This window comes from Rhizobium sp. 007 (assembly GCF_015353075.1).
GTDB lineage: Bacteria > Pseudomonadota > Alphaproteobacteria > Rhizobiales > Rhizobiaceae > Rhizobium.
In genome coordinates, this window is sequence record NZ_CP064188.1 from 565,565 (window position 1) to 588,889 (window position 23,325).

22 protein-coding genes and 2 pseudogenes are annotated in these 23,325 nt (G+C 58.3%); 13 read left to right on the forward strand and 11 right to left on the reverse strand.

Annotated elements, in window-relative coordinates; translation table 11 throughout:
* Positions 1–4: 4 nt before the first annotated feature.
* The 6 genes from ISN39_RS23780 to ISN39_RS23805 all read right to left on the reverse strand — a co-directional run bounded on the left by ISN39_RS23780 (position 5) and on the right by ISN39_RS23805 (position 6,504).
* On the reverse strand, positions 5–217 hold the full coding sequence (locus ISN39_RS23780; RefSeq protein WP_022712582.1) for a hypothetical protein: 213 nt from the start codon (positions 215–217) through the stop codon (positions 5–7).
* Positions 214–969, reverse strand: a complete 756-nt coding sequence (locus ISN39_RS23785) for a DUF2092 domain-containing protein (protein ID WP_246763404.1) — start codon at positions 967–969, stop codon at positions 214–216. The genes ISN39_RS23780 and ISN39_RS23785 overlap by 4 nt, the downstream gene beginning before the upstream one ends.
* A gap of 487 nt (positions 970–1,456) precedes the next feature.
* Complete coding sequence (locus tag ISN39_RS23790) at positions 1,457–3,418, reverse strand: DUF3604 domain-containing protein (RefSeq protein WP_194730699.1); 1,962 nt, start codon at positions 3,416–3,418, stop codon at positions 1,457–1,459.
* A gap of 57 nt (positions 3,419–3,475) precedes the next feature.
* On the reverse strand, positions 3,476–4,594 hold the full coding sequence (locus tag ISN39_RS23795) for a hypothetical protein (protein ID WP_194730700.1): 1,119 nt from the start codon (positions 4,592–4,594) through the stop codon (positions 3,476–3,478).
* Between the two features lie 21 nt (positions 4,595–4,615).
* Positions 4,616–5,623 (reverse strand): HupE/UreJ family protein, encoded by a 1,008-nt coding sequence (locus tag ISN39_RS23800; protein ID WP_194730701.1) that lies wholly within the window; start codon positions 5,621–5,623, stop codon positions 4,616–4,618.
* A complete protein-coding gene (locus ISN39_RS23805) occupies positions 5,620–6,504 on the reverse strand; it encodes a peptidylprolyl isomerase (RefSeq protein ID WP_194730702.1) in 885 nt (294 codons plus the stop codon). Before ISN39_RS23805 ends, ISN39_RS23800 begins: the two co-directional genes overlap by 4 nt.
* A gap of 437 nt (positions 6,505–6,941) precedes the next feature.
* Here ISN39_RS23805 and ISN39_RS23810 point away from each other — a divergent pair, with 437 nt between their 5' ends.
* On the forward strand, positions 6,942–7,730 hold the full coding sequence (locus ISN39_RS23810; RefSeq protein WP_194731895.1) for a hypothetical protein: 789 nt from the start codon (positions 6,942–6,944) through the stop codon (positions 7,728–7,730).
* A 1,101-nt stretch (positions 7,731–8,831) separates the two neighbouring features.
* Here ISN39_RS23810 and ISN39_RS23815 read toward each other — a convergent pair.
* On the reverse strand, positions 8,832–9,806 hold the full coding sequence (locus ISN39_RS23815) for a LysR family transcriptional regulator (protein ID WP_194730703.1): 975 nt from the start codon (positions 9,804–9,806) through the stop codon (positions 8,832–8,834).
* 108 nt (positions 9,807–9,914) lie between these two features.
* On the opposite strand from ISN39_RS23815, the gene ISN39_RS23820 reads away from it, so the two are divergent.
* Together ISN39_RS23820 and ISN39_RS23825 are read left to right on the forward strand one after the other, a co-directional pair.
* Positions 9,915–10,460 (forward strand): DUF4440 domain-containing protein, encoded by a 546-nt coding sequence (locus tag ISN39_RS23820; protein ID WP_194730704.1) that lies wholly within the window; start codon positions 9,915–9,917, stop codon positions 10,458–10,460.
* Positions 10,461–10,638: 178 nt separating this feature from the next.
* Positions 10,639–10,827 (forward strand): hypothetical protein, encoded by a 189-nt coding sequence (locus ISN39_RS23825; protein ID WP_194730705.1) that lies wholly within the window; start codon positions 10,639–10,641, stop codon positions 10,825–10,827.
* A gap of 103 nt (positions 10,828–10,930) precedes the next feature.
* Here ISN39_RS23825 and dinB read toward each other — a convergent pair whose 3' ends face one another.
* Positions 10,931–12,025: a DNA polymerase IV gene (dinB, locus tag ISN39_RS23830; RefSeq protein WP_194731896.1), complete on the reverse strand. Its 1,095-nt coding sequence runs from the start codon at positions 12,023–12,025 to the stop codon at positions 10,931–10,933.
* A gap of 688 nt (positions 12,026–12,713) precedes the next feature.
* Here dinB and ISN39_RS23835 point away from each other — a divergent pair.
* The 4 genes and pseudogenes from ISN39_RS23835 to ISN39_RS36685 all read left to right on the forward strand — a co-directional run.
* The gene (locus ISN39_RS23835; RefSeq protein WP_194730706.1) at positions 12,714–13,466 is read left to right on the forward strand and encodes an SDR family oxidoreductase; all 753 of its coding nucleotides are present in this window, start codon (positions 12,714–12,716) and stop codon (positions 13,464–13,466) included.
* Between the two features lie 86 nt (positions 13,467–13,552).
* Positions 13,553–13,969, forward strand: coding sequence for a cupin domain-containing protein (locus ISN39_RS23840; RefSeq protein ID WP_194731897.1), 417 nt, complete (start codon positions 13,553–13,555; stop codon positions 13,967–13,969).
* 332 nt (positions 13,970–14,301) lie between these two features.
* Positions 14,302–14,421, forward strand: a pseudogene (locus ISN39_RS36680) (LysR family transcriptional regulator); the annotation flags it as partial.
* A gap of 36 nt (positions 14,422–14,457) precedes the next feature.
* Positions 14,458–14,694: pseudogene (locus ISN39_RS36685) on the forward strand (hypothetical protein); the annotation flags it as partial.
* On the opposite strand, the gene ISN39_RS23850 reads toward ISN39_RS36685, so the two are convergent.
* Positions 14,691–14,948 (reverse strand): YMGG-like glycine zipper-containing protein, encoded by a 258-nt coding sequence (locus ISN39_RS23850; RefSeq protein ID WP_194730708.1) that lies wholly within the window; start codon positions 14,946–14,948, stop codon positions 14,691–14,693. The pseudogene ISN39_RS36685 and the gene ISN39_RS23850 overlap by 4 nt on opposite strands.
* A gap of 431 nt (positions 14,949–15,379) precedes the next feature.
* Between ISN39_RS23850 and ISN39_RS23855 the strand changes: the two genes are divergently transcribed.
* Together ISN39_RS23855 and greA are read left to right on the forward strand one after the other, a co-directional pair.
* Positions 15,380–15,649, forward strand: a complete 270-nt coding sequence (locus tag ISN39_RS23855; protein WP_246763405.1) for a hypothetical protein — start codon at positions 15,380–15,382, stop codon at positions 15,647–15,649.
* Positions 15,650–15,870: 221 nt separating this feature from the next.
* On the forward strand, positions 15,871–16,353 hold the full coding sequence (gene greA / locus ISN39_RS23860; RefSeq protein ID WP_194730709.1) for a transcription elongation factor GreA: 483 nt from the start codon (positions 15,871–15,873) through the stop codon (positions 16,351–16,353).
* Positions 16,354–16,523: 170 nt separating this feature from the next.
* Here greA and ISN39_RS23865 read toward each other — a convergent pair whose 3' ends face one another.
* On the reverse strand, positions 16,524–16,811 hold the full coding sequence (locus tag ISN39_RS23865) for a hypothetical protein (protein WP_194730710.1): 288 nt from the start codon (positions 16,809–16,811) through the stop codon (positions 16,524–16,526).
* On the opposite strand from ISN39_RS23865, the gene istA reads away from it, so the two are divergent.
* Positions 16,786–18,321: an IS21 family transposase gene (gene istA / locus ISN39_RS23870; RefSeq protein ID WP_194730711.1), complete on the forward strand. Its 1,536-nt coding sequence runs from the start codon at positions 16,786–16,788 to the stop codon at positions 18,319–18,321. The genes ISN39_RS23865 and istA overlap by 26 nt on opposite strands.
* Before the next feature lie 12 nt (positions 18,322–18,333).
* On the forward strand, positions 18,334–19,089 hold the full coding sequence (istB, locus tag ISN39_RS23875; protein ID WP_194730712.1) for an IS21-like element helper ATPase IstB: 756 nt from the start codon (positions 18,334–18,336) through the stop codon (positions 19,087–19,089).
* A 376-nt stretch (positions 19,090–19,465) separates the two neighbouring features.
* Here istB and ISN39_RS23880 read toward each other — a convergent pair whose 3' ends face one another.
* On the reverse strand, positions 19,466–20,983 hold the full coding sequence (locus ISN39_RS23880; protein ID WP_194730713.1) for an FAD-dependent oxidoreductase: 1,518 nt from the start codon (positions 20,981–20,983) through the stop codon (positions 19,466–19,468).
* A gap of 383 nt (positions 20,984–21,366) precedes the next feature.
* Between ISN39_RS23880 and ISN39_RS23885 the strand changes: the two genes are divergently transcribed.
* Positions 21,367–22,641, forward strand: a complete 1,275-nt coding sequence (locus ISN39_RS23885; protein ID WP_239603203.1) for a c-type cytochrome — start codon at positions 21,367–21,369, stop codon at positions 22,639–22,641.
* 475 nt (positions 22,642–23,116) lie between these two features.
* Positions 23,117–23,302, forward strand: coding sequence for a hypothetical protein (locus tag ISN39_RS23890; protein WP_194730715.1), 186 nt, complete (start codon positions 23,117–23,119; stop codon positions 23,300–23,302).
* The last annotated feature ends 23 nt before the right edge of the window (positions 23,303–23,325 follow it).

Below are 23,325 nucleotides of genomic sequence, written 5' to 3' on the forward strand. Positions count from 1 at the left end.
AACCCTAGCAGTAGTACACACCGGCCGCGCAGCGACGCACCGTGCGCCGTGCCACCCCGGCGACGCTCACTGGGGTACGGGGTCGTCCAACCCTCGCCTCGCTGGTCGCCACAAAACTGTGCACGCCCGGAATTGAAAGCTCCGATCCCAGTTCCAGCCCGAACAACGCCACCATCCCCGCCAGCACGGCGATTTTGAGTTTCGTCGATATGTTCATTTGGCCTCTCCTACGACAAAGTTATCTGGAAGCTCGTCGATATCGATAAGTTGCTTCGGGTCGTCGACCTTCTTGGCGTCCGTCGGGGGCTTAAAGCTGAAATCCTCCGCGTCCAATTCTGCACCGCTCTTCCATTCGCTGAACTGGACGCTGTATTGTGGCCCCTGGTCTATTTGACTGGACGTGATGATATATTTGCATGGGTACGGGTGCTCCCCTTGGGCGATCCATATCTGCCAGTCGATGTCCTTCGTCCGAAACGCGAGATGATCGCACTCAGTGCCAGCAATCACACCGCTGCCGAGATCCTTCACATCGACAACGTCGCGCATCAACTCGTCGTAGACGTTTGACTGAAGTAAATCAGCGCCCGGTACGGGAAGGTGATGCTTCGTTCTCAACTCCTCGATCAGATTGTCGATCGAACCGGGCACTTCGAACTGGGTGTAGAGATTGACGTCCTTGCCCATCAGCGTCAGGGACTTTCCGTCGAAGGTTATCTCGACATCGGCAAACCCGCCGAACCGTGTGGCGCGAATCTTGTCGGGACGAGCCATTCCCACCTTGCCTGAACTCGCCAATTGCAGTTTCTGATGTTCTGTGGTGACGACCTCGAAACTGGTATCGTAGGCGAACGAGACGGTTTTTTGTCCCGCCAGATAGTCGGACATCGCTTTGACCAGCTCCTTGGCCTCCGCTTCGCCAGCCTTTGCGTTCGAACCCGTTCCAGACACAATGATCAGTGCCAGCATAGCCGTTTGCGCTATCGTCCTCATCGAGGTAGCCTCCCTTGAACGTTCGTCAGGTATCGACCTGATCCGGATTCATTTTGTGCATCTGTGGTTGAGGCGGAACGACGCAATGGCCGCCTGACCTCGGACCCAGACCCCGAGATGGTTTCCCCGACCACATTTAGCTGAACGCATCACTGGCACAACACCAGTTCAGCGTGTATATCTTGAGCAGTGAGAGGTCACCCAGGCATGTAGGCAGGCTAATCAAACCCGCCACATATTTGGCAGCGGCTTTAGTTGCTCCCCATTGGCCGAAACGCCCACAATATAAGCATCTGCTACTAAACGTACTCCGCAAATGCAGCTCCGTCCATAGGCTGTTGCCGACATTCCTCGGCCTCGGTCGAGAGGAATGGGTGAAGCGCTTAAAATCGTTATCCACCCGTCGAGGCGAGCGGCGGCATCGCACACACGAGCAGTGCGACCCGCAAAGCCGATAGCCTGTTCAAGGCGCAGGTGAATACCAAATCGGCGATGTGTAGGCGCGCTCCTGGATTTCCATCTTGGCTTCCGGCGGCACTTTAATGCCGTAGTATTTGGCGTCATGGGCGGTCCATCGCGGCGTCGGGATCTCAAGCACCCGGCCGTAGTAGAAGGCGCTTTGCGCGGGGTCGAATTCCGGGTCGGTCCAGACGGCGACCAGTTCGGGCGCTCCGATCGTGTTCTTCCACGTCGCATTGTTGATGTCGACCGTGGTACCCACCGCTGGCAGCTTGCCGTCGACGCCGGGCTTGCGGTCGCCCGACCAGGCGACGTCATAGATCTTTTCATGGACGTTGCCGGCGGCGTCGACCCAGCCCTTGACGATCTGGTAGCGGTCGAGGTTCGCGCCGATCGGGTCTTTGAGGGCGGCAACCAGGAAGGTCGGTGCCTTGCCTTCGGGCGCCGACACCAAGTCGCCGCCCATCGGCACGCCCTTGAGATAGCCGGCGATGGCCGGATTTCTGGTGTTCGCGTCATCGGCGTTGAAATCCCATCCGCCGAACAGGCGCACCGCCATGCGTGGACCGGTTGTGGCATAGGTTTCGCGCCGCTCCATCGCATCCCACAGGGATTCGCGCGTGTTCTCCATGGCCCAAACGGCTGCATAGCCCGACGCGGAAACCTCCCAGTCCATGATCTTCACGCCGGTCTGCTTGTTATCGATGAACGCGGCGGTGGTGCGCTGCCGGCTCGGCTCCTGGGGCACTGTTTTGCCGAAGAAATTGTCTTCCTCCATCGCGCTCAGCGAGGTGTGCGCGTCACTGCTGCCGATCAATCCAAACTTGTAAGGATTGACCCCGAGTTGCCTGTCAAGCTTCAAGCCGTTTTTCAGCGCCGAGCGCGCATATTCGAACTCCAGCATCTCCTTGGTCTTTGCGACGCTTCCGTCGAGGTTTCCCTTATCCCATCGCTCGAAATCGGCGAACTCATCGTTCGGCGACAGGAAAGGATGCGCCTCGCTATCGCCCTTGGTCTGCGTCGCCTCGTAGAGCCGTTCCCACTTCAGGCGGGTTTCGGCATATTGGCTGTCGAGTCGCTTTCCCAAAGCCTCGACGATCGGAAACATCGTGCCGTTGCTTAGGTTGCCGTTGTGCGCAATGGCCAGCACGTTTCCGCCGGTCTTGCTTTCGTAGGCTTCCATCCACTTCCAGAGGTCGACCGGATTGTCGCTGCCCATGGGAGGATAGACCGTAAACGGTTCAACCTGGCTCGCCTTGTCGCCATTGTCGCGGAAGATGACGTTGCGATGCAGATTGTTGCCGTCGGTATTGGATGTCCATTCGTAGCCGATGAAAGCGGTGAAGCGGCCCGGATCGTTGTGCTCCTCTGCCGCGGCAATAGTTTCCTGCCAGGCGCCCCGATAGGCGGTCGTGCCGGGAAAGTACATCAGATCCTTGGGAAAGGTTCCATGGGAAAACGCGACGATGATCTCAATCGCTGCATCGGCCCCCTTGCCAGATTGAATCATGTCGTACCATTTGCGGCCGGTCGGATCGGCGAGCATCGCAGGCTTGCCGGCAAACAGGTCGGGGAAGAAGCCCATATTGTCGGAATGATCGGCAACGACGAGGAAATCGAGCGGTCGCGACAGCTTTGCGGGCTGGCCAGTGGACGATGTGACCTCCTCGCCCCTGGCGAAGCGATAGGCGTCCCTTGGTCCCAGCCGGGCGCCAAAGGCGCCCGCGTCCATAGAGAAGGACGTATGCAGATGCGTGTCGCCGAAAAGCGGCCGCGTCGGGAACTTTCGGCCCGCATAGGGCGAGTAGGGCCGCTTGGTCGGATAGAGCTGGTCGGCGGCATCCTTGTTGAGAGTTCCAGAATCGAGGGCTGGCGTGTCGTCCTGCGACACGGCGGGTGAAATGCCTGTCAGGGCTCCGACAAGGATGGCGGCCGAAGCAAGCAGCAATAGGTGATAGGTTTTCATTGTTTCCTCCATATTATTCGGTTGGTGCATCCCAAGCCAATTGTTCCCTGGAAATGCTCATCGGAAATCATCGGGCGGAGCGAGCCCACCCTCGAAGCTCCCGCCTTCATCGGCCCTTGAAAGGTATGCGGCGACTGCAAAATGCGATGCTTCGTCGAGCCCGACGCCAGCATTGAAGATTTCACGCAGTCGGGGCACGAAACGCGTCACTTTCCAGGCGAACAGATCATTTGCGACATAGCCGGCAAGCTCGGGATGAACCGCCAGCAAACGTCCATATGCATCGATGATCGATGGCTGCAATTCGACTGCCCCGCCTGTTCCCTGTACCGACAGCGCCTTCACAATTTCGAGCAACTCACTGTCACTTCGGCCCGGTTTAACGAAATATTCTTCCGCAAGCCGCGTCACTCCGTTCGCGCCCGTCATCTCGATGAGCGCGGTGGCATAAGCAGCGAGATTGGTCGTCAGCCCATACTTCGCCGCGGTCTTCAGTTTTGCGCGCACGAAGGCGATGTCGTCCGGTCGGTCAGACGTGCCGAGCATGAGGATGTAGAGCCCATGCCATTCGACATGAAAGAAGTCGTTGACGATCCGATAAACTTCATCTCGCCCCACATTTGTTTTGAGATTGCGCAGCGTTGCGTAAGGCGCGCGCCCAACCTCCAGAAAAGCCAGCTCCGCGAGCCTGCGATCTTCGTGCCGAAGGTAAGGGGCGAAGAATATCGCGCGTTCGGCTGGCGTCTTCGAGCCCGCATCCCAATCGGCGAGTTGGCGCATAACACCTTGATACTCGCTGCCCGCCAGCCCTAAGGCCCTCCAGATTCCGTCGGGGCGGTTTTGAACGAGAATGACCCGAAGCGTCGAATTGAGCCTGAGGGCGCGGCCTGTCATCGAATCGAGGAACAGAGGGATTGCGCTGCCGTCGTAGTGTCCCTTGAATGTTTCCTGGACCACGTAGGAGAAAGGCTTTGCCGGATTCTCGCCGGCAAAAACCGCCGTACCACTTCCAATGACCTGATCGGCATTCGTCTCTTGGGGATAGGGCAAGCAGAGCACGCAGGCGTGAGCGGGCGTCGGAACGACGAGGAACGCAGCAGCAATCATGGGCATCAGCCAGGCCAGGATGGCGCTCATTGGCCCGCGAGCTGCAACTAACGCGAATGAGGTGTCCATGTGCCATCCCCCCTGATGATCTTAGAACGCCGCGACCCTTTCGATGACCCAGAACATAGCGATCGTGCCGATGGCGTATGGCGGCACGAGGTTAAGCCAGGCAGGCAAAGGCCGCTTGGCCAATCGGATGAGCGCGACAAGTGCAAGCACCGCTCCGATGAAAAGAAGCTGACCGATCTCCACCCCGACGTTGAAGAAAAGCAGCGCCAATGGAATCTGTCCCACTGGTAATCCAATCTCACTCAGGGAACCGGCAAAGCCGAAGCCATGGAGAAGCCCGAAGGCGAAGGCCACCAGCCAAGGTGCTCGGGCAGAAAGACGTCTGCGCCCCTGTCGAACGTGAACGATCTCGACCGCGACAAAGGCGATCGACAATGCGATCACGGCCTCCACAGGCGGCGAGGGTACATGAACAAAGCCGAGCGTCGCCAGCGCCAGCGTGATGCTATGGGCAACCGTAAATGAAGTGACGGTCTTTACGAGCAGCCAGTTCCCTTGCGTGATGATGAGAAGGGCAAGCACGAATAGCAGGTGATCGAATCCAAGCAGAATGTGCTCAATCCCGAGCGTGAGGTAAGTGGCGGCCACCATCCCGCGGGTTTGTGCCACAGGAATGGTGGCTTCCGGCGCGCCGGGCGTTAGCCGCGCGACCCATGGCCCGCCCCCGGCAAACTCGACCCTCACCAGCGCGTCTGTCATGGTGCTCCGTAGCCCGTCGATCAAGACCTTTTGGCCCTGGAGCGGCTCGATCGTCCGCATGCGCCAGGTCTGAACCATGGCGTTGCCAGTCGGGCGCGAGACGATCGGCGTGATGTTCTCAATCTTGCCCGAGAATACCGCAGAAAGCGCCAGCCTTGCGTCGCCACGCATCGGCGTCTTAAGTAGAACGCTGAACTCGTTGGGCATCTCCTCGCGGAGTTCGAGGTAGGCGGGACGTACTTCATGTGCGGAGGCAGCGACCAGCGACAGAAGGCCAATGCTGAGTGTCAACAGCACTAACACTGCGCTGTAGTTCCAGATCCGCCTCATGGTGCTGCCGCCATGTCAGCGACACGGTCCGCACCGAGCAGTTCCTTCACGCTATCATCGAGCACGACTCCGTACTTCTCGCGAAGTCGAGCAATGTAGTCCCGATTTGCGCCTTTTTCTTTCTCACGTCGCCATTCCTGCAGGACCTCATCGCGAACCTCCTCAAAGGGGGGCTGCCTCCCGGCGCTGCTGTCAGCTATCGAGACGAGATGAAAGCCGTATCCAGATTTGACCGGCTCGCTCCACATTCCGGGCTTGAGGGCGAAAACCGCCCGCGCAAAATCCGGCCCGAACATGCCGGATACTGCCTGCTCGTCTGCATCGCGGACTTCGGCGTCAAGCAACAATCTGTCGCCAAGCATCGCCGCAAGCTCGGTATCGCGCGCGCTCTTTAGCTCCACAAGCGCCGCCTTTGCATCCGAGGAGGCGTCGTTGCGCAGCGCCGGGTTGAAGAAGATTTGCGTGAAAGACACCCGCGCGCCCTTTTGGAAGCGGGCGGCGTTGGCCTCATAGAATTGCCGAAGCTCTGCTTCCTTTGGCTCGATGAGAGCCGAGGTATCCTCGACTATGAACTTCAGCTTTTGTGCCAGACGGCGGCGCACGACCGTGTCGTTCCTGTCAAGGCTCATTTCCCGCGCCTCGCGGGCGAGCAGCTCCTCGGACACGAGATCGGCGACAAGCTCTTGCAGCTCCTGAGTACTCGGTGCGCGAAGCCACTGGTTGGCCCAGGTCTCCTTCAACCACCGTACCTCGCCTTCACCAATCCGGACCGGTTCGAGGCCGCTGGCATCGGTCTCGTCGCGGTCCAGCCATGCGTATCCGGCAAACAACAACGCTCCTCCGACGACGAAGTGGAGCAGTGGTTCCCTGAGGAGGTTCACGGGACATCCCTTCAGATGCAGGATTGCTCACGAGGCATTGTCAAAGGCAGGATCAAGAATATTCGAAACCGCTGAAATACTGATACGGTTTGCTGTGTTTGGCAAGACGATAGTCCCCAACGACGACGAACCGCAGCACGGGGGCTTCGATGAGCGGAGGGTTCGTGGGAGAAATGAATAACGCGACCTATCGACCACAGCTCGCCATGTTGAAAAACAGCAAAAACAGCGACAGCAGCCGACCGGCACCCGAAAGCTGGCGCCCTTGATGTTTATCAAGCTACCAAGAGCTGCATTGGTCGCACAGTGCAATTTTTTACGACCGATGTAACAGTAAGTTACTTAGCATTTTACTGATATTCGGGCAGCTTGTGTCGTAGGGGAATCTCGGCTGGACATCCAGGGGCAAGTCCATCGCCGATGAGTGAGGGATGATCATGAAGGCTACTTTGGTATGTACGGCCATTCTGTGCGCGGGCTTAGGAATCGCATCTCCCGGCCGCACGGCGGACATCACGCCGCTAGCGCCGGAAGCCAAAGCGATCGAAAGCCCTAGCGGATGGACGTTCACCGTCGCGCCTTACTTCTGGGGCGCCGGGATTTCCGGCGACATCGGGCAGTTCGGATTGCCGGAAGTTCAGGTGGACGCTGACTTTGGCGACATCTTGAAGAACCTGGACTTCGCCTTCATGGGGGCGGGTGAAGCCCGGTACGAGCGGTTCAGCATTTTCGGCGACATTATCTACACCAAGCTCGGAGCAGACGGGAACACCCGAAACGGCATCCTGGCCGACAGCGTCGACGTGACGTCGAAGGTGTTCTCGGGCCTTGTGGGTGTGGGCTACTCGGTTCTCGAAGATCAAACAGGGCACCTAGACGTCGTCGGCGGGATCAAAGTGTGGTCGGTCGACACAACCATCTCATTCAACGGCGGCCTCCTCGGCGGGATCGAAGCGAACGACAATGCGACCTGGGCCGATGCCGTCGTCGGCATCAGGGGCAACTATTTCTTCACACCGGAAATCTATCTCACCGGATGGGGGCTCGTCGGTGGAGGCGGCGCCGACGTTGACTGGGACGTGGCCTTGGGGGTCGGCTACAAATTCAATGATGCGATCTCGGCAGTCGCGGGCTACCGTGCGCTGGGCGTGAATTACGACAACGATGGCTTCGTCTTCGACGTCGTCGAGCAGGGTCCGATTCTGGGCGTAGCATTCCGCTTCTAAGCTGCGCCCACGGGGTCGCCGCCAGAAGAATTGGACACTTCTTTCGTTGGGTACCGGCCGTCTGGGACGACTGATCGCTGTTAGGGCCGCACTCGACTAGGGCGCGAACTCATAGGTTCATGAATCCACGCCCTGGTCACCTGAATCCGAAGTTCGTGTCATAAGGAGTGGGGCAGAGCTATCCGTGAGTTCTGCGGCCTAGACCAGCGTGGTTGTCACGTTCGCGTGCTGAGCCCTGGATTGCGTTCAACAAGGGCTAGGCAATGTAGTCTCGGTAGATTCCCGAGAGGTCGGTGCTCTTGTCATGGTAGTTGCACCCCCATGTTCCTTCAAGGTTCCTGCCGCAAAGCAGGGTGACGCAGAAACTCTGCAATCCGGACGCAAATCTAAGAACACCGCCATTCGTCACCGTCCCAGAGCGTGCGAAGGTGAGACGAAATCAATTGGATAGGGTAGGGGTTAACCAAAGTGGTTTGCGCCCTTACCCATAGTTGCTGTCATCACGGATGCCTGCGCCAGAAAGAGGAGCCAGTAAGGCGGCAGTAAGAGAAGACCGGTTCTGCGGCTCCCGTCATGGTGCGCTTATCGACGTCTTAGGCGCGATCGATAGGACCGCGTTACCCTCACCCGGCTCGTTCCTGCCATGCCCCCACAAGGAAAGAGCGATAGAGCCCGCAGCGAAAAGAATGGATATGACCGATAGCCAGTCCTTCCGGAGAGTGACGCCACCAACGCTCGTAGATTGAATGTCTGCCATGTCTGCCCCTTTGCCCGTATCCCTCCCATGGCGTGAAAGTTAGACGGTTAGCTGCGCCTAATGAACACGCCAGAATGGCGCCCACGGAACACATTAGGTCAATTAGTATGGACTAAAAAGCTGTCCCTTTTGGTTCGCTCTTGGTTGCCTTTCAGTTCGCTTTGGTACGCCTTTTGGTTGACTCTATCGGTCCTTTTAGCGCTGCCTGAACGGCCAAGAGCAAAGACTTCCGAACCTCAACGAAACTACTATACTTTTTCGGATGTCCCACAGTCTGCGCCAGCTGGCCGAAGTTTAAGGCCGCCTTTTAGGCCCGGAGGTCTCGAACCTTACGATATTGGAATTCATCGAGGTGGATGCCTATCCTGCTCCGATGCGGACGACTGCGCTTTTCCAAGAATCCCGAAAAGCCACGCCAGGCCGGCATCCATCATCGCGACTTTGGGCGCGACAGCATTGAGCCGGAAGCGCGGGAGTGGCAGAGGGGCTTCGACAGTGACGACTCCGAAGTGTGCCGCATGGATCGCGACAAACCGCCTTGGCAGTGCAGAGATCAGGTCGGTCCCGGCAATGGCAGCGAGCGCGAACATAAAATTCGGAACCGTCAGTGCAACGCGCCGTGAATAGCCTTGCTTCGCCAAAGCTTCATCGACGAAGCCATGAGGATCGCCGGTGAGTGAGACCACCAGATGCTGCATCTCGCAATATCGCTCCGGAGTAGGATCAATTGCGAACGGGTGTCCGGCGCGCATTGCGACGACAAAATCCTCCTCATAGAGGACGCGTGAATGAAAGCGCGTCGGGATGTACTCAGAGGGGACGACCGCGATGTCCATCGCGCGAACCTCCAGATCAGCAAAGGCGTTGCGCCATGCGCGCTCGGGCGAAGTTTCTCCCGGAACGGGAAGCAATTGACGCACGCCGAGGTCGATATTGGGCGCGGTACGCCGCAGTTCGTCGAGAAGCGAGGGCAGGAACACCGCCGAGACGCCGTCAGGAGCCCCGATCGTGAACCGGCGCGCGGAGCTCGCGGGATCGAACGGTTCAGCCGTCGAAATGACGCTCCTCACCCGGGCCAAGACCTCCGCGATCGGCGCCGAAAGCTCTACCGCGCGCGCCGTCGGCACGACACCCTTGGGCGTTCTAAGAAATAGCGGGTCGTTCAAAAGCCGGCGCAGTCGGCCGAGTCCGTGGCTGACCGCCGAAGGCGAGAGGTTCAGCCGATCGGCGGCCCGACCGACATGCCGTTCGTCCAGCACGACCTCGAAGAGGACGAGAAGGTTGAGGTCCGTGCGCGATAGGTCAATTAGGTTCAGCATATTGGTGAAATAATATCATTAGATTCAGTATCCTTGAAGTGCTCTCCTGAGCAGGCGAGGCGGCATACGGTTGCCCCGCACTGGTGGAAACAGACAGGAGTGAACTGCATGTCAGCCACGCGACGTCCCATTCTCGACGCAAAAGGCATCGGCCCCGCATTCTCGCAAATCGCCACGAGCGCTTCCCTTAAGGGTGGTGAAGGCTGCGGTCCCGGTGAGGCGATCGCAGAGCTTATCCGACAATCCGCGGAAGCGAACGCCGCGCTCATGCGCGGCGACATCGACGGATACCGTGCGCTGAACCCTCACACGGACGACTATGTGCTGATGTCTCCATTCGGCGGCACACCCACGCGCGGTTCGCAGATGACGGATGAACGCTGGGAGGCGGTCGGCCGCTTCTTCAGGAACGGCACGTTCGAGCAGGAAGTGGTCGAAACCTACGGTTCAGTCGACATTGCGGTTCTTGTGATCATCGAACGATGCCATGTCGAGGTCGGCGGCCTGCCATCCCAGGATTGGCCGCTGCGTGTTACATTGGTCTACCGCCGCGAAGGCGTCGAATGGCGGTTGGCACATCGACATGCCGATCCTCTTGTCAACGGCGTCAGCCTGGAACAGGCAGCCGCGCTTGCTCGCGGCGAAGCGCCATAACGATCCACGCTTATAGCTCCGATGCTGGCTTTTTCGCGCTGGATCTGGCGGGCAAGGCGGCTCATCCCTCCAGTGCCGCTCTTAGCGTGCAGTCGCATGAGTTAGCCAAGGGAGCGCGGTGGAACGAAGTCAGAATTTAACCGTTGAACTTGCGGCAGCAAGACGCGGAGGAAACACAATGGGTATCGAGCAAGCCCCGACAGAAAAGGGAAAGCAAGCCGCACGCGGACTGAGAAAAAGCACCGCAAAAGAGGAAAAGAAAGTCGAAGCCCAAAAGGGTTCTGATCTTGCAAAGGGGGCAGAACGCTTTGAGGAACGCTCGAAAAGCTCCGACGGCAAGAGCGCGGGGAAAAAACAGCGCCTCTGAGCAGATCGGCTTTTTCGTAAATCAGTATGCTCTTTGCAAAAACAGGCTTTAGCCTGCGCCCTCATGGTGCGGGAAAGCCGGTGTGTTCGAGCGATTGCATTGCCTAAAAGGCAAGGGAAAGCTGTGGCTGCTCCGCCGGTGTCTTGAGTACGAGCGAAGCCAGCGTAACGCCGAGAAGCCGAATGCCCTTCCGTACGGGAAAGATCGATGGAAGCAACAGATCCATTGTTCGCTCGAGTTCGGCAATTGATGCAAGCGGGGCGGGCCCTGTCTTGCTGCGGGTAATTTGCGTGAAGTCGGAGTATTTCACTTTTAAAGTCACCGTTTTTGCGGCGATTCCGTTTGCCTCACAGTAACCCCAGATCTTTTCGATCAGCGGTTGGACGCCGTTGCGAGCAAGCTCATAGGCACGAATGTCCTCAGGAAAAGTATCTTCCGCCCCGACCGATTTGCGGACCCGGTCCGGTTTAACTTGTCTTTGGTCGATGCCCCGCGCGATGCCGTAAAAGTATGGTCCTGACTTTCCGAAATGTTCGAGCAGGAACTCTACGTCTTTGCTGCGGAGGTCAGCGCCTGTTTCAATGCCGAGACGGCGCATCTTCTCGGCCGTTGCCGGTCCAACCCCATGGAACTTCTTGACCGGCAGCCCCTCGACAAACGAGGGACCGTTCTTCGGGGTGATCACGAACAGTCCGTCGGGTTTGCGCTGGTCGGATGCCATCTTCGCAAGGAACTTGTTGTAGCTGACGCCGGCCGAGGCCGTCAGGCTGGTCACTGCCTTGATCTTCGCGCGAATCGCTTCCGCGATCTCCGTTGCGATCTCCATGCCCTTCAAATTCTCAGTCACATCGAGGTAGGCCTCGTCGAGCGACAGGGGCTCGATGATAGGGGTGTATTCGGCGAAGATTTCACGGATTTGCAGCGAGACCGCCTTGTAAACGTCGAAGCGCGGCTTCACGAAAATCAGGCCCGGGCATTTCCGTTTGGCCGTGATCGAGGGCATTGCGGAGTGGACGCCGAATTTGCGGGCTTCGTAGCTACGGGCTGCGACCACGCCTCGCGCCGCCGAACCGCCGACGGCGACGGGCATGCCGCGAAGGTCCGGATTGTCCCGTTGCTCCACGGAGAAGGCATCCATGTCGATATGGATAATCTTGCGCGGACGCTCCGGCCGCAGGTTATCGTCAGCGGCAGTCATCATGGGTCGATCGCCGGCTCCGTATTGACGATGATGTGATAGATGACCGGTGCGAAAGCAGGGCCGGCCCGCCGGCTCATTGCGATGTTGCAGGCATTGGACATGCGTTGGTCATCGACTCAGAATTCCTCGGACGAAACTTCCAGCATCTGGCGTTCACATTCAAGTCTGCTCGTTAAGAGAAGGACGATATCAGCTAAGTGTAGGACGAATAACTGCGCGCTGTCAGTGACGCCGGCGCCGGAGTGTCTCGCTGACCCCATATCCTGAGATCACCCGTTTGCGCGATCGGACCGGCCGAGCTCATTGGCATATTTGTAGACGAGGCGCATTCTTCACGCCCGGGCGAGCCGATCATGCGACCGCGCCGGACATCGATGCGTTGGCAATCTCGTCGGAATTTTCGGCGAAATGAAGAACCGGAGGATTGCAGAGCCTTCTGAATGGTTCATTCTAAACTTCGGGTCTGCTCCACTATACCCGATGATTAAGGGGGTTAAACCTCACGCATGATAGAAAGGTCCGAGCTTTCCGCCCATTGTCGGCAGCGATCCAATGGATCCCAGACCCAAGCTCGGCCGCGACCTGATCATAGCCGTCCAAGCCTTAGTCTATGAACGATCGCGGCCTTGGCGTTCGCAATCAAGTGAAACACCAGACCCTTAGGGTCCCAGAAGGGAGGAATACTATGAAAATAGTCGTCATCGGTGGTACCGGCCTCATTGGGTCAAAGACCGTCACACGCTTGCGTGCCAGAGGCCACGAAGTGCTCGCAGCTTCGCCGAATTCAGGCGTCAACACGCTGACGGGAGAAGGCCTGCCGGAGGCGCTCGCTGGAGCCGAAGTGGTCGTTGACCTGGCCAATTCGCCCTCGTTTGAAGACAAGGCCGTACTCGAGTTCTTCGAGACGGCCGGCAAAAACCTGCTCGCAGCGGAAGCCAAGGCTGGTGTGAAGCACCACATCGCGCTTTCGGTCGTAGGTACAGAGCGTCTCCAGGAGAGCGGCTACTTCCGTGGCAAACTGGCTCAAGAAAAGCTCATCAAGGCCTCGCCGATCCCTTACTCGATCGTGCAGTCCACCCAGTTCATGGAATTCCTGAAGGGTATCGCCGATTCCAGCACCGTCGGTACGATCGTTCATCTCTCCCCGGCTTACGTTCAGCCGATCGCATCTGACGACGTGGCCGATACGATGACGGACGTCGCGCTCGGTCGGCCTGTGAACGGGACACTCGAAATCGCAGGTCCGGAGCGTGTTCGTTTGAGCGAGTTCGTCGGCCGCTACCTAAAAGCAATGAACGATCCGCGAACGATTGAGGCGGATGTCCATGCCCGTTACTTCGGCGCCGAGCTGAATGACCAGTCGCTTGTGCCTTTGGGTGAGGCTCGTCTCGGCAAGATCGGCTTCGAAGATTGGTTCCGTCAATCCCAGCAGGCATGACAAGTCAGCGCATGATCCGTCGGCAGTGGATAGGCGATCTGGCCACAACCCTGCTTGATGTAGATAAAACCGAAGGAAACACCAAGATGATCAGAAGATTATTACTCACTGCAGCCTTTGCCCTTTCATCAACGATGGCCTCCTTTGCGGGTGACGCTCACAACGAGGCGAAGGTCACTCTGGTGTACGAACACGAGTTACCGAATGTTCCTGGCAAAAGCATCAAAGGTGTCTTGGTCGAATACGGCCCTGGTGGGTCATCGGCTGCACATACGCATCCCAATTCGGCATTTATCTATGCAACGGTCCTCGAAGGGGCCATGAAAAGTCAGGTTAACGACGGCCCGATCAAAACCTACCGGGCCGGCGAGAGTTTTTCGGAATTTCCGGGAGACCGTCACGGAGTGAGTGAAAACGCCAGCAAAACTGAACCTATGCGTCTCCTCGCAGTGTTCGTCGTGGATACGGACGCAAAGGAGCTCGTTCTTCCGTATCACCAATAAATGTGAGAGGGCGAGGATACACCGATCGCCACATCTTCGGCGGTCGGATCGACTGTTTAGGGGCTGGCAATTGTAAGACGTGGGTCGCTGTCGTTTTTCTCAGTACGGCAAGCAAGCCGGAGGGGAGCGTAACATCCGCCGCGATCACTCCAGTGATGCCTTACCGACACCATAAGAGTTGTTGCTCAAATGGTTTGCACACCAGGCACAGGTAGGCTCGCCTGACATTCAGCGAAACACTCGAGGCATCCCTCACGACTGCCTAGGCGCGGGGTGTCTTGGAAACCCAAGGTGAGCGGCCCGAGACCCAGAACCACAGAGGATGTTGTCATATGATCACCGACGAAACCGGATCTTATTTCGGTGCTCTGTTGACTTACGACACGCTGCTTCAGAGCGCTGGTACACGCGTGGCCACCCAGACGTTTTCCGATTGGCTTTACCAATCAATGGCCGGCAGCGGCTCCGCGAGGCTTTGTTATATCGCCTTCTTCATCGTCGCATTGCCCCTGCTTGGCCTGATCGAGACGCCGTGCCGGCTGCCGAACTCAATAGCCGAAGCTGTCCCTGAGGGGAGCCAGGCCGGATCATACCGAAGACCACCCTCCTTGCCCGACATCGCGGGCCGGGAGCGTCACGCCGAGTGGAAAACCGTCCCCTTATTAGAAAGGAGACGGCTATTTTCTTATCAGGCCAGGAAGTTTCTCGGCGGATGCCCGCTTTAACGGCAACGGGCCTCATAGCGGCGACCATAGCGATCACGATAGATGCAGTAGCCACGGTGCTCCGTCGAGCGTCCGATCAAAGCGCCGACCAGCCCGCCTGCCACAGCACCAACAGCAGCACCGCCCCAACTATTGGTGACGACACCACCGATGATGGCGCCGGATCCGGCGCCGATCGCGGTCCCTTGTTCGGTCGCTGTACAGGATGCCAAGGTACCTACCAATGCACTGACAAGAACGATTTTTTTCATCATTTTGGTTGCTTCCTAAATTCAATTTTTCGAACGACAGAAAGCAGATAGCCCGAGCATCCATGGAAGTCCAGAATCCAAGGCCGAGCCAGGAGATGCCGGCGTCCCTGCAAAAAAGGGGGCCTTCCCAGCGGCGGGCCGGGAAAGCCCTTAACCTTTCGCGCGGCTTACCGAATCCGTGCGCGTCAGGCCGCCCACAACATGGATCAAGCTTGCGGCAAAGAACATTGGACCGAAGCCTGAAAGTGGCTGGACTTTGGTCTTAGTTTATCATTCAATTTCCATCAGAATGGAGCGAAGTACGCGTTCCGGCGCCCCGATAATTGTCTCTCGCCCTGTTGGGGAGTGGTTGGCCGAGGGGAAATTCCTAATCTCATCGCTGCGTTACGGAATGGCGCGGGACAAAGATCCGGCGACGGACATACCCCGAACACGTGCGCCGCATTCTTGAGGCGGCCGGATTTCGGGAGATTACCATCCAGTCGCACGATGAAAAGGTATCGAGCGGCGATCTCGACGCAATGACCTGGGTGCTCCTGAAAGTTGGGCCGCTCGGAAAGCTCATTCGCGAGAACCCCGTCCTGCAAGTGGCGGCCGAGCCTTTGTTGCGTGAGGCGCTGGCTGCCTTGGCCGACCCCTCCAGGGTGCAGCTTTTGGCTTCAATCGGGATCGTGACAGCGCGAGCCGGAGCAGCGACCCGGTAATGAGCCTCCTGCCATTCAGAAAGCGTCGCTATTTACGGGCCGCGCGATGTCCGTTTCGGGCGGCGTAATGCGGAATATGACAATCCGGCAAGAATCCTCTCGTCGTCGGACCACGATAGAGGTATCTTATCTGCTCGCGACCATCGAAAAATCGAAATAAAATCGATCTGCGCATGTGACGGATCGCCGATGTCGTTGGCCAGTCTAAATGGAGGCTGAGATTGAGCACCGCGTTCACCAAGGAAGAAAGTGCCGAAACGGCTTCGGAAACTCTGCTGCCCGACCGTCCGATTTCGCCTCACCCGAACCTGGTTACTGAAGCGGGATTGAAGGGCTTGGATTTGCAGCGCCAAAAAGCTCGTGAAGCCTACGATGCCGCAAGTACAATCGAAGACGTGAATGAACGGCGGCGGCAGGCAGCAATCCCCTTGCGTGACATGCGTTACTTTAGCGAAAGAATTCGCACGGCGCAGGTGGTCCCTGACCCTGCTTCATTTGACATTGTTGCGTTCGGGAGCACGGTAACCTTCCGTCGCGACGACGGGCGCGTGCAGAAATATCGCCTCGTTGGAGAAGATGAAGCTGATCCGAAGTCCGGGTCAATTTCCTTCGCATCCCCTGTAGGAACGTCTCTAATGGGCAAATCTATTGGAGACATAGTCAATGTAGGTGATCAAGAGCTTGAGATCCTTGCCATCTCCTAGAGAAGTTACGCCCTCCCAATGTCCAATCGCAAGGGACAGCTAGCTACTGGCTGGAGCGACAGTTTCTTCTAAGAAGCGAGCCTAAGGCCAAGAAGCACCATTCCGATACGCCGAACCTTCCTGCCAAGCAATGAGGCCGGGCGACGGGAAAACGCGCCGAAGGCCCTCGCTCATAGACCAAAGAACGGAAAATTTCTGAATTGCCCAAGTCGCAGAACGGCGCTGCGCAGGAAAGCGTGCATGAAGTCGGTGGCCGCCTGGGTGCGGATTCCGACGTGAAGCCGGCCGCCATTCCGATCAAAGACCGGCCACCATTCCGATTTGAAGCCGGCCACCATTCCAATCAAAGACCGGCCAGTTTTCGGCACTGAACATTCCCCCTGGGTCAGCAACTTTGGCATCAAATGCCCCACGATAAACGTGGAGATTTTGATGCCGGCAAAGAGAAGGCTGACCATGAGACAGTTACGACAAATGCTGCGGCTTGCCGGAAGCGGGACCAGTTCCCGCGAGATTGCGGTCGTATTGGGAATTGCACGAAGTACGGTGCAGGATAACCTTCAGCGCGCAGCAGCAATTGGATTGAGCTGGCCCTTGCCGGGCGAACTCACTGACGATGCGCTCGAGAACAAACTCTTCGCTCGCAACGGCATCAAACAGGGCACGAGACGACGCACCGAACCGAACTGGGCCGATCTTGCCGTCGAGCTCAAAAAGCCAGGCGTCACCTTGCTCATTCTCTGGGAGGAGTATCGTGGGTCGCACCCCGAAGGATACGGCTACAGCCGCTTCTGCGAACTCTTTCGTAGCTTCGAACAGCGACTTTCGCCGACGATGCGCCAGGAGCATGCGGCCGGCGACAAGGTCTTCGTTGACTATTCCGGCAAGAAGATCCCGATCGTTGATCGCAAGACCGGTGAGATCCGCGAGGCGGAGATCTTCGTGGCAGTGCTCGGTGCCTCCAGTTTCACCTATGCCGAAGCGACCTGGACGCAAACACTCCCCGACTGGATTGGCTCGCATGTCCGGATGTTCCGTTTCTTCGGGGGCGTTCCCCGACTGATCGTCCCTGACAATCTGAAGTCGGGCGTCAGCCGCGCCAGCTTCTACGATCCCGAGATCAATCGCAGCTACGGCATGATGGCATCCCACTACGCCGTTGGTGTTCTTCCGGCACGGCCGCGACGGCCGAAGGACAAATCGAAAGTCGAGAACGGCGTCCGTTTCGCCCAGTCATGCATTCTGGGGCGTCTGCGCAATCAGACCTTCTTCTCGCTTGCTGAAGCCAATGCCGCCATTGGCCAGGCACTCGATCGCATCAACGACCACGTCATGCGCCGGCTGGGCGTCAGTCGCCGGCAGCTGTTTGAGAGTGTCGAGCGTCCCGCACTCGCCAGCCTTCCGGGCGAAGACTACGAATTCGCCGAATGGCGTTTGGTCCGCGTGTCGACGGATTACCACGTCGAGTTCAAGACCTTCTTTTATTCCGTGCCGCACAACCTCATTCGCCAGCAGGTCGATCTGAGGGCTACGGCACGCACCATCGAGATCTTCCACCGCGGCAAGCGCATTGCCGTGCATCAGCGCCGGTATGGCGGCCCTCACCATGGAACTGATCCGGATCATATGCCCAGTTCCCACCGGCGATATGCTGAGTGGACACCGGATCGCTTTCGGCGCTGGGCCGCATCCATCGGTCCCCAGACCGAAGGTTTGGTCATCGCTGTTCTCGCCAGCCGTCCGCATCCCGAACAGGGCTTCCGAACATGCCTGGGCATCCTGCGCCTGTTTCGCGATATCACACGCGATCGGGCCGAGGCCGTGTCAGCCCGCGCCGTCGAGATCGGTGGCCTGAACTGCAAGAGCATCGCCTCGCTCATCGCCAATCACAAGGCCGCACGCCATTCCACCGAACCAACTGCCATTATCGATCACGCCAATCTGCGTGGTCCTGATTACTTTCATTGAGGAGACAAACCTATGCTGATCAATCCTACTATCGACATGCTGCGTGAACTCGGCCTTTACGGCATGGCCACGGCCTTCCAGGAACTCGATGCGCAATCCGAAGCGCGCGGCCTCGAGCACGGAGAATGGCTTGCCATACTGCTCGAACGCGAGGCTACCATGCGCCGCCAGAAGCGTTTCGAGGCCCGCGCCAGGGCTGCAAAGCTGCGTCACGATGCACAGATCGAGAATGCCGATTTCCGCGCTGCACGCGGCCTCGACCGCAATCTGTTCATGGCGCTTGCCGGCTGCGACTGGATCAGAAAGCATCACAGTCTTCTTGTCACCGGGCCAGCCGGTGTTGGCAAAAGCTGGCTTGCCTGCGCACTCGGCCACAAGGCATGTCGGGAGGATTTCTCCGTCGCATACCACCGGGTTCCCCGGCTGTTCGCCACGCTCGCGCTTGCAAGAGGTGACGGGCGATACGGCAGGATCCTCAAATCTCTCGCCAAGACCGACCTTCTCATTCTCGACGATTGGGGCCCGGAAAAACTCAACGATGATCAGCGCCGCGATCTCCTTGAGATCATCGAAGATCGCTACGAGCGTCGCTCGACGATCATCACCAGTCAGGTGCCCTTGGATCGCTGGTACGAGATCATCGCAAACCCGACCCTGGCAGATGCCATCTTGGACCGCCTCGTTCACAACGCCTATCGCATCGATCTCACTGGCGAGAGCATGCGAAAACAGCGACCACCAATACCGTCCGATACACTCCAAGCTTGACCTGAAACGAAACCCAACCCAAACATCAACGAGACCCAGGATCAGTCCGGAAAATGGCCGGCTTCAAATCGGAATGCTGGCCGGAATGAAATCGGAATGACTGGCCGGCTTCAAATCGGAATCGATGGCCGGCTTCATCGGAATACGCACGCCTGGGATCGGTGAGATTGTTGATCATACCTTCACGCATGGCTGCGGCGACCACGGGAAGTGGCCGATCCTGAGCCAATTTTGGCATTTGCTCTATCGCTACAAATGGGGTGGGATGGCATTCACCGGAATGCAGGTCCTATTGCACATCAATTTCAAGCGTACGCAGACCAACGACGCGGCGTCCCGTCATCTCGAGGATGAAATCCGTCCGCGCCGTAATGACCTATTGGAGATCAGCCAAGGGAGACACAGCCGGTCCGTTCAGGGCGGTACCATCGACGGCAAATTGCGAACCGTGGCAGGGGCAATCCCAGCAGCGCTCGAGGGAGTTCCAGTGCACGTGGCAGCCTATGTGCGTGCAAGACGCCGAACGTTTGTAGAGCGTGCCGTCTTCGTCCCGGAATGCGGCGATCTTGGTGAGGCCCACGCGGACGATGGCACCTTCTCCCGGCCGCAGCTTGTCAAGGGAACCAATTTCTCCAGGCGCGATATACTCGACGAAATTCTTGATCGCTGTCGCGTTCTCCACGAGGTAGTCACCGATCGCCTTTGGGGTCTTGCGGGATGGCTCGTAAAGTTCCCGCCAATGGCTGGTGCCATTGAGAATGAGATCTCGGATCAGCAGAGCAGCCACCACTCCATGGGTCATGCCTTCGCCGGAATCACCAGTCACCACGAACACCCGCTCGTTGCCCGGATTGCGACCAATGAAACCGGCGTAATCGATTGTCTCCATCACCTGCCCGGACCATCGATGGGTCTCGACGCCAAGATCGGGCACTAGACGTCTGGTCCACGACGTCAAGGCTGCGAACCGCTCGTGGCCGTCGTCGGCCGCGCCAGTCTTATGGTCTTCGCCGCCGACGACGAGAAAGTCCGCTTCGCCGTCGCCCGGCTGCAGACGCACGTAGTGGTAAGGGTCTTCAGTATCCCAGTAGAGCCCATCCGGGATAACACCGCGCCCGATCTCGAAGGACATCGCATAGGTTCGGTAGGGCGCTTGTTTGGTGTGGAGGGCGACGCGGTCATTGATCGGCGAATTGGTCGCCACGACAGCCCATTTTCCAGTGACGACAAAGCCCGAGGCTGTCGCGACGCGGACACCGCCGTCAGTTTCCTCGACCTTTTCGACCACTGTGTCCCGGTAAAGGACGCTGCCTCGGGCGCGGACGCCGACGGCCAGCCCGCGGAGATATTTGAGCGGGTGGAATGTCGCCTGACGGGCATAGCGAAGGGCGGGTGCCGCGGAGAACCCCGCAAACGGCAAGCCAGTGGTCCTTTCGACCGCGACGCCGATTTGCAGTGCGGCATCGAGTTCGCGCTCGAGATCAGCTTCCTGCGCTGACGACGGAAACAGAAACCCATCGACGCGTCTGAAATCGCACGCGATAGCCTCTGTCTCCTGAATCGCTTCGATGCGATCGATCGCGGCAGATTGGCTCTCGTGGAAGAGCCGCGCCAGCTCACGCCCCCGCAGACCAATGAGTTCGGAAAAATAGTCGTCGCATACCGATGTCAGATGCGCGGTCGTGCGGGCAGTCATGCCGCTTCCGATCTGGCCGCGATCGATGACGGCCACTTTCTTCCCAGCGAGTGCGAGCTCGTAGGCCACTGACAAGCCGGCAATTCCCGAGCCGACAACGACGACATCGACTTGGTCATCGTGGGGGAGCGGAACGGCGTCAGGCGCGACTTTGATCGGCGCCCATAAAGAGACGGTTCTTTCATCGCTGACATTCATGGCCGACTTCTCCAAAAACCTACACCTGCTAAATAGGAGAAAGAACGCAAAAGTTCCCCCGAACCTTGCCCGGCGGATCTTGGGATCACTCAGGCGGAATCCGGCCCTGCGGATCCCATCGCAGACGGTGTATCCCGACAACGCGCAATCACTTTCCAGCCTTCGCGCAGTTCCCCAACCTTCCCGAAATGCCACTGCAAGTGAGGTGAAGCTTTGTATATTAGTAAACTTTAATGTATAGTGGGATTTTCCTTTGTCGTAGATAGGATGTCGCGCGTCGAGAGATCGACCGCGGGGAGGGACGTGATATGCCTCGAAGCTTCCTTAACGTGATACTTTTTTCCGTTCTTCTCCCTTCGACTTTGATCCCAGCCGCTGCTCAAATGAGCGGCAATAGCTCGATGCGGGGGAAGGATTTCGACGCGGCCGCGACGGAGCAGGCGAGGCGCTATCTGGAGGAGGGCCGCGAAACCTTTCGCTACGATACGTTCGGCAGCGAGGACTTTTGGGGAGGCAAGCTGAAGCTTCATGAGGCGATCGCTGGCGAAAAGCTGGGCGGCAAAGGGCCTGGTCTCAGCCCGAAAAAGGCGCTCGAGCTCGGGTTGAAAGTCGACGTAAACGCTATCCCCAAAGACGTAGCCGGAGCGCTGAATAGAGGCGAGGTTGATCTTGCCGATCCGACCAGCACCCTTGTCCTGCTCAAGGCCAACGCCGTTGTCGGCGTAACCGGGTTCTTTGACACCGATGGCAAGACCCTCACGTCCGTGGGGATTCAGTGCGCCGTGTGCCACTCGACCGTCGACGATGCCTACGCGCCAGGCATCGGTGCGAGACTGGACGGCTGGCCTAATCGCGACCTGAACATTGGCGCGATCGTCGCGCTCGCGCCGGACCTGAGCGCGTTCACCGAGATGCTGCAGATTTCCGAAACCGAGGTGAAGAAGGCGATCGAGGCGTGGGGGCCGGGAAAGTTCGATGCTGAACTGAACCTCGACGGAAAGGCCTTCCGACCGGACGGAAAGACGTCCGCCACGCTCAATCCCCCGGCATTCGGATTGGCAGGTGTGAACAACCATACTTGGACCGGAGCCTGGGGCACTGTCAGCTACTGGAACGCCTATGTCGGCAATCTTGAAATGCATGGCAAAGGTGTGTTCTACGACCCGCGCCTTGACGATGCGGAGAAGTATCCAGTCGCCGCCAGGACGAAACAGGGCCACAAGCAGGACAAGGAAGACCGGATAACCGCCAAACTGCCGGCGCTTCACTTCTATCAGCTTTCATTGCCAACCCCAGTGCCTCCTAAGGGCTCCTTTGACAGCGCAGCGGCGGAGAAGGGAAAGGCCCTTTTCAACGATAAGGCCAAGTGCGCCACTTGCCATGTGCCGCCGCTCTTCACGGAGCCTGGCTGGAACCTGCATACGGCAGACGAGATCGGAATCGATGATTTCCAGGCAATGCGATCTCCGGACGAGCGCTACCGGACTGCGTCGTTGCGGGCCCTTTGGAACACGGAAAAGATCCATAAGGGCGGATTCTACCATGACGGTCGGTTCGCGACGCTCGAGGACGTCGTCAGGCACTACGACCGTCACCTCAAACTCGATCTCACCGATGAGGAGAGGAGCGATCTGATCGAGTACCTGAAGTCGATCTGACCGCTGTTCGACAACGTTGACAGCTATTCGATAATAGGGAGGCAAGATCATGAAAAAGGATCGTGGTCCGGAGGGCAAAAGCCAAGGTCGCTCAAGCCAAGCGGTATCCCGACGGAAATTCTTGACAGTGACGATGGCCGGCGTCGCGGTTACCGGTGCAGGTGCGCTTTCTTCTTGCATGACGGGTCAGCCTGGCGCACGCGGCGCTGGAACGACCCCTAAGTCTGTGGCGCGCTACCAGAATTCGCCGAATAAGGGGCGTCGGTGCGGCGGATGCACCCATTTCCTCAAGCCAAATGCATGTGAGATCGTTGCAGGTGAAATCAGCCCCAATGGCTGGTGCCGCTTCCACGAGCCGCGGCCGGCTTGAAGAAGTGCGACCCAAGATGGACGCACCCGGTGAGCAGGACGGTAGATATGATCACGCCAGCCGCATTGCTGGCGAGCATCTTGCTGTTCTCCAGCGTAGAAACAAATGTTTTCAGGCCAAACCACCAGCGAGGAGATCCTGAAGCGGCTCAAGGTGCACGATGGCTTTGAAGGCAGCGTTTTTGCCCGCAACATCGGCAACGCACGCATGATTGTGGTTGCAGATGACGGTGACGCGACCCGAGGAAAAGGAGGGCGCTTCAAACCACCGCTTGGTGGCCTCCGACCTTGACGCTTCCACGGCACCGCTCTTCG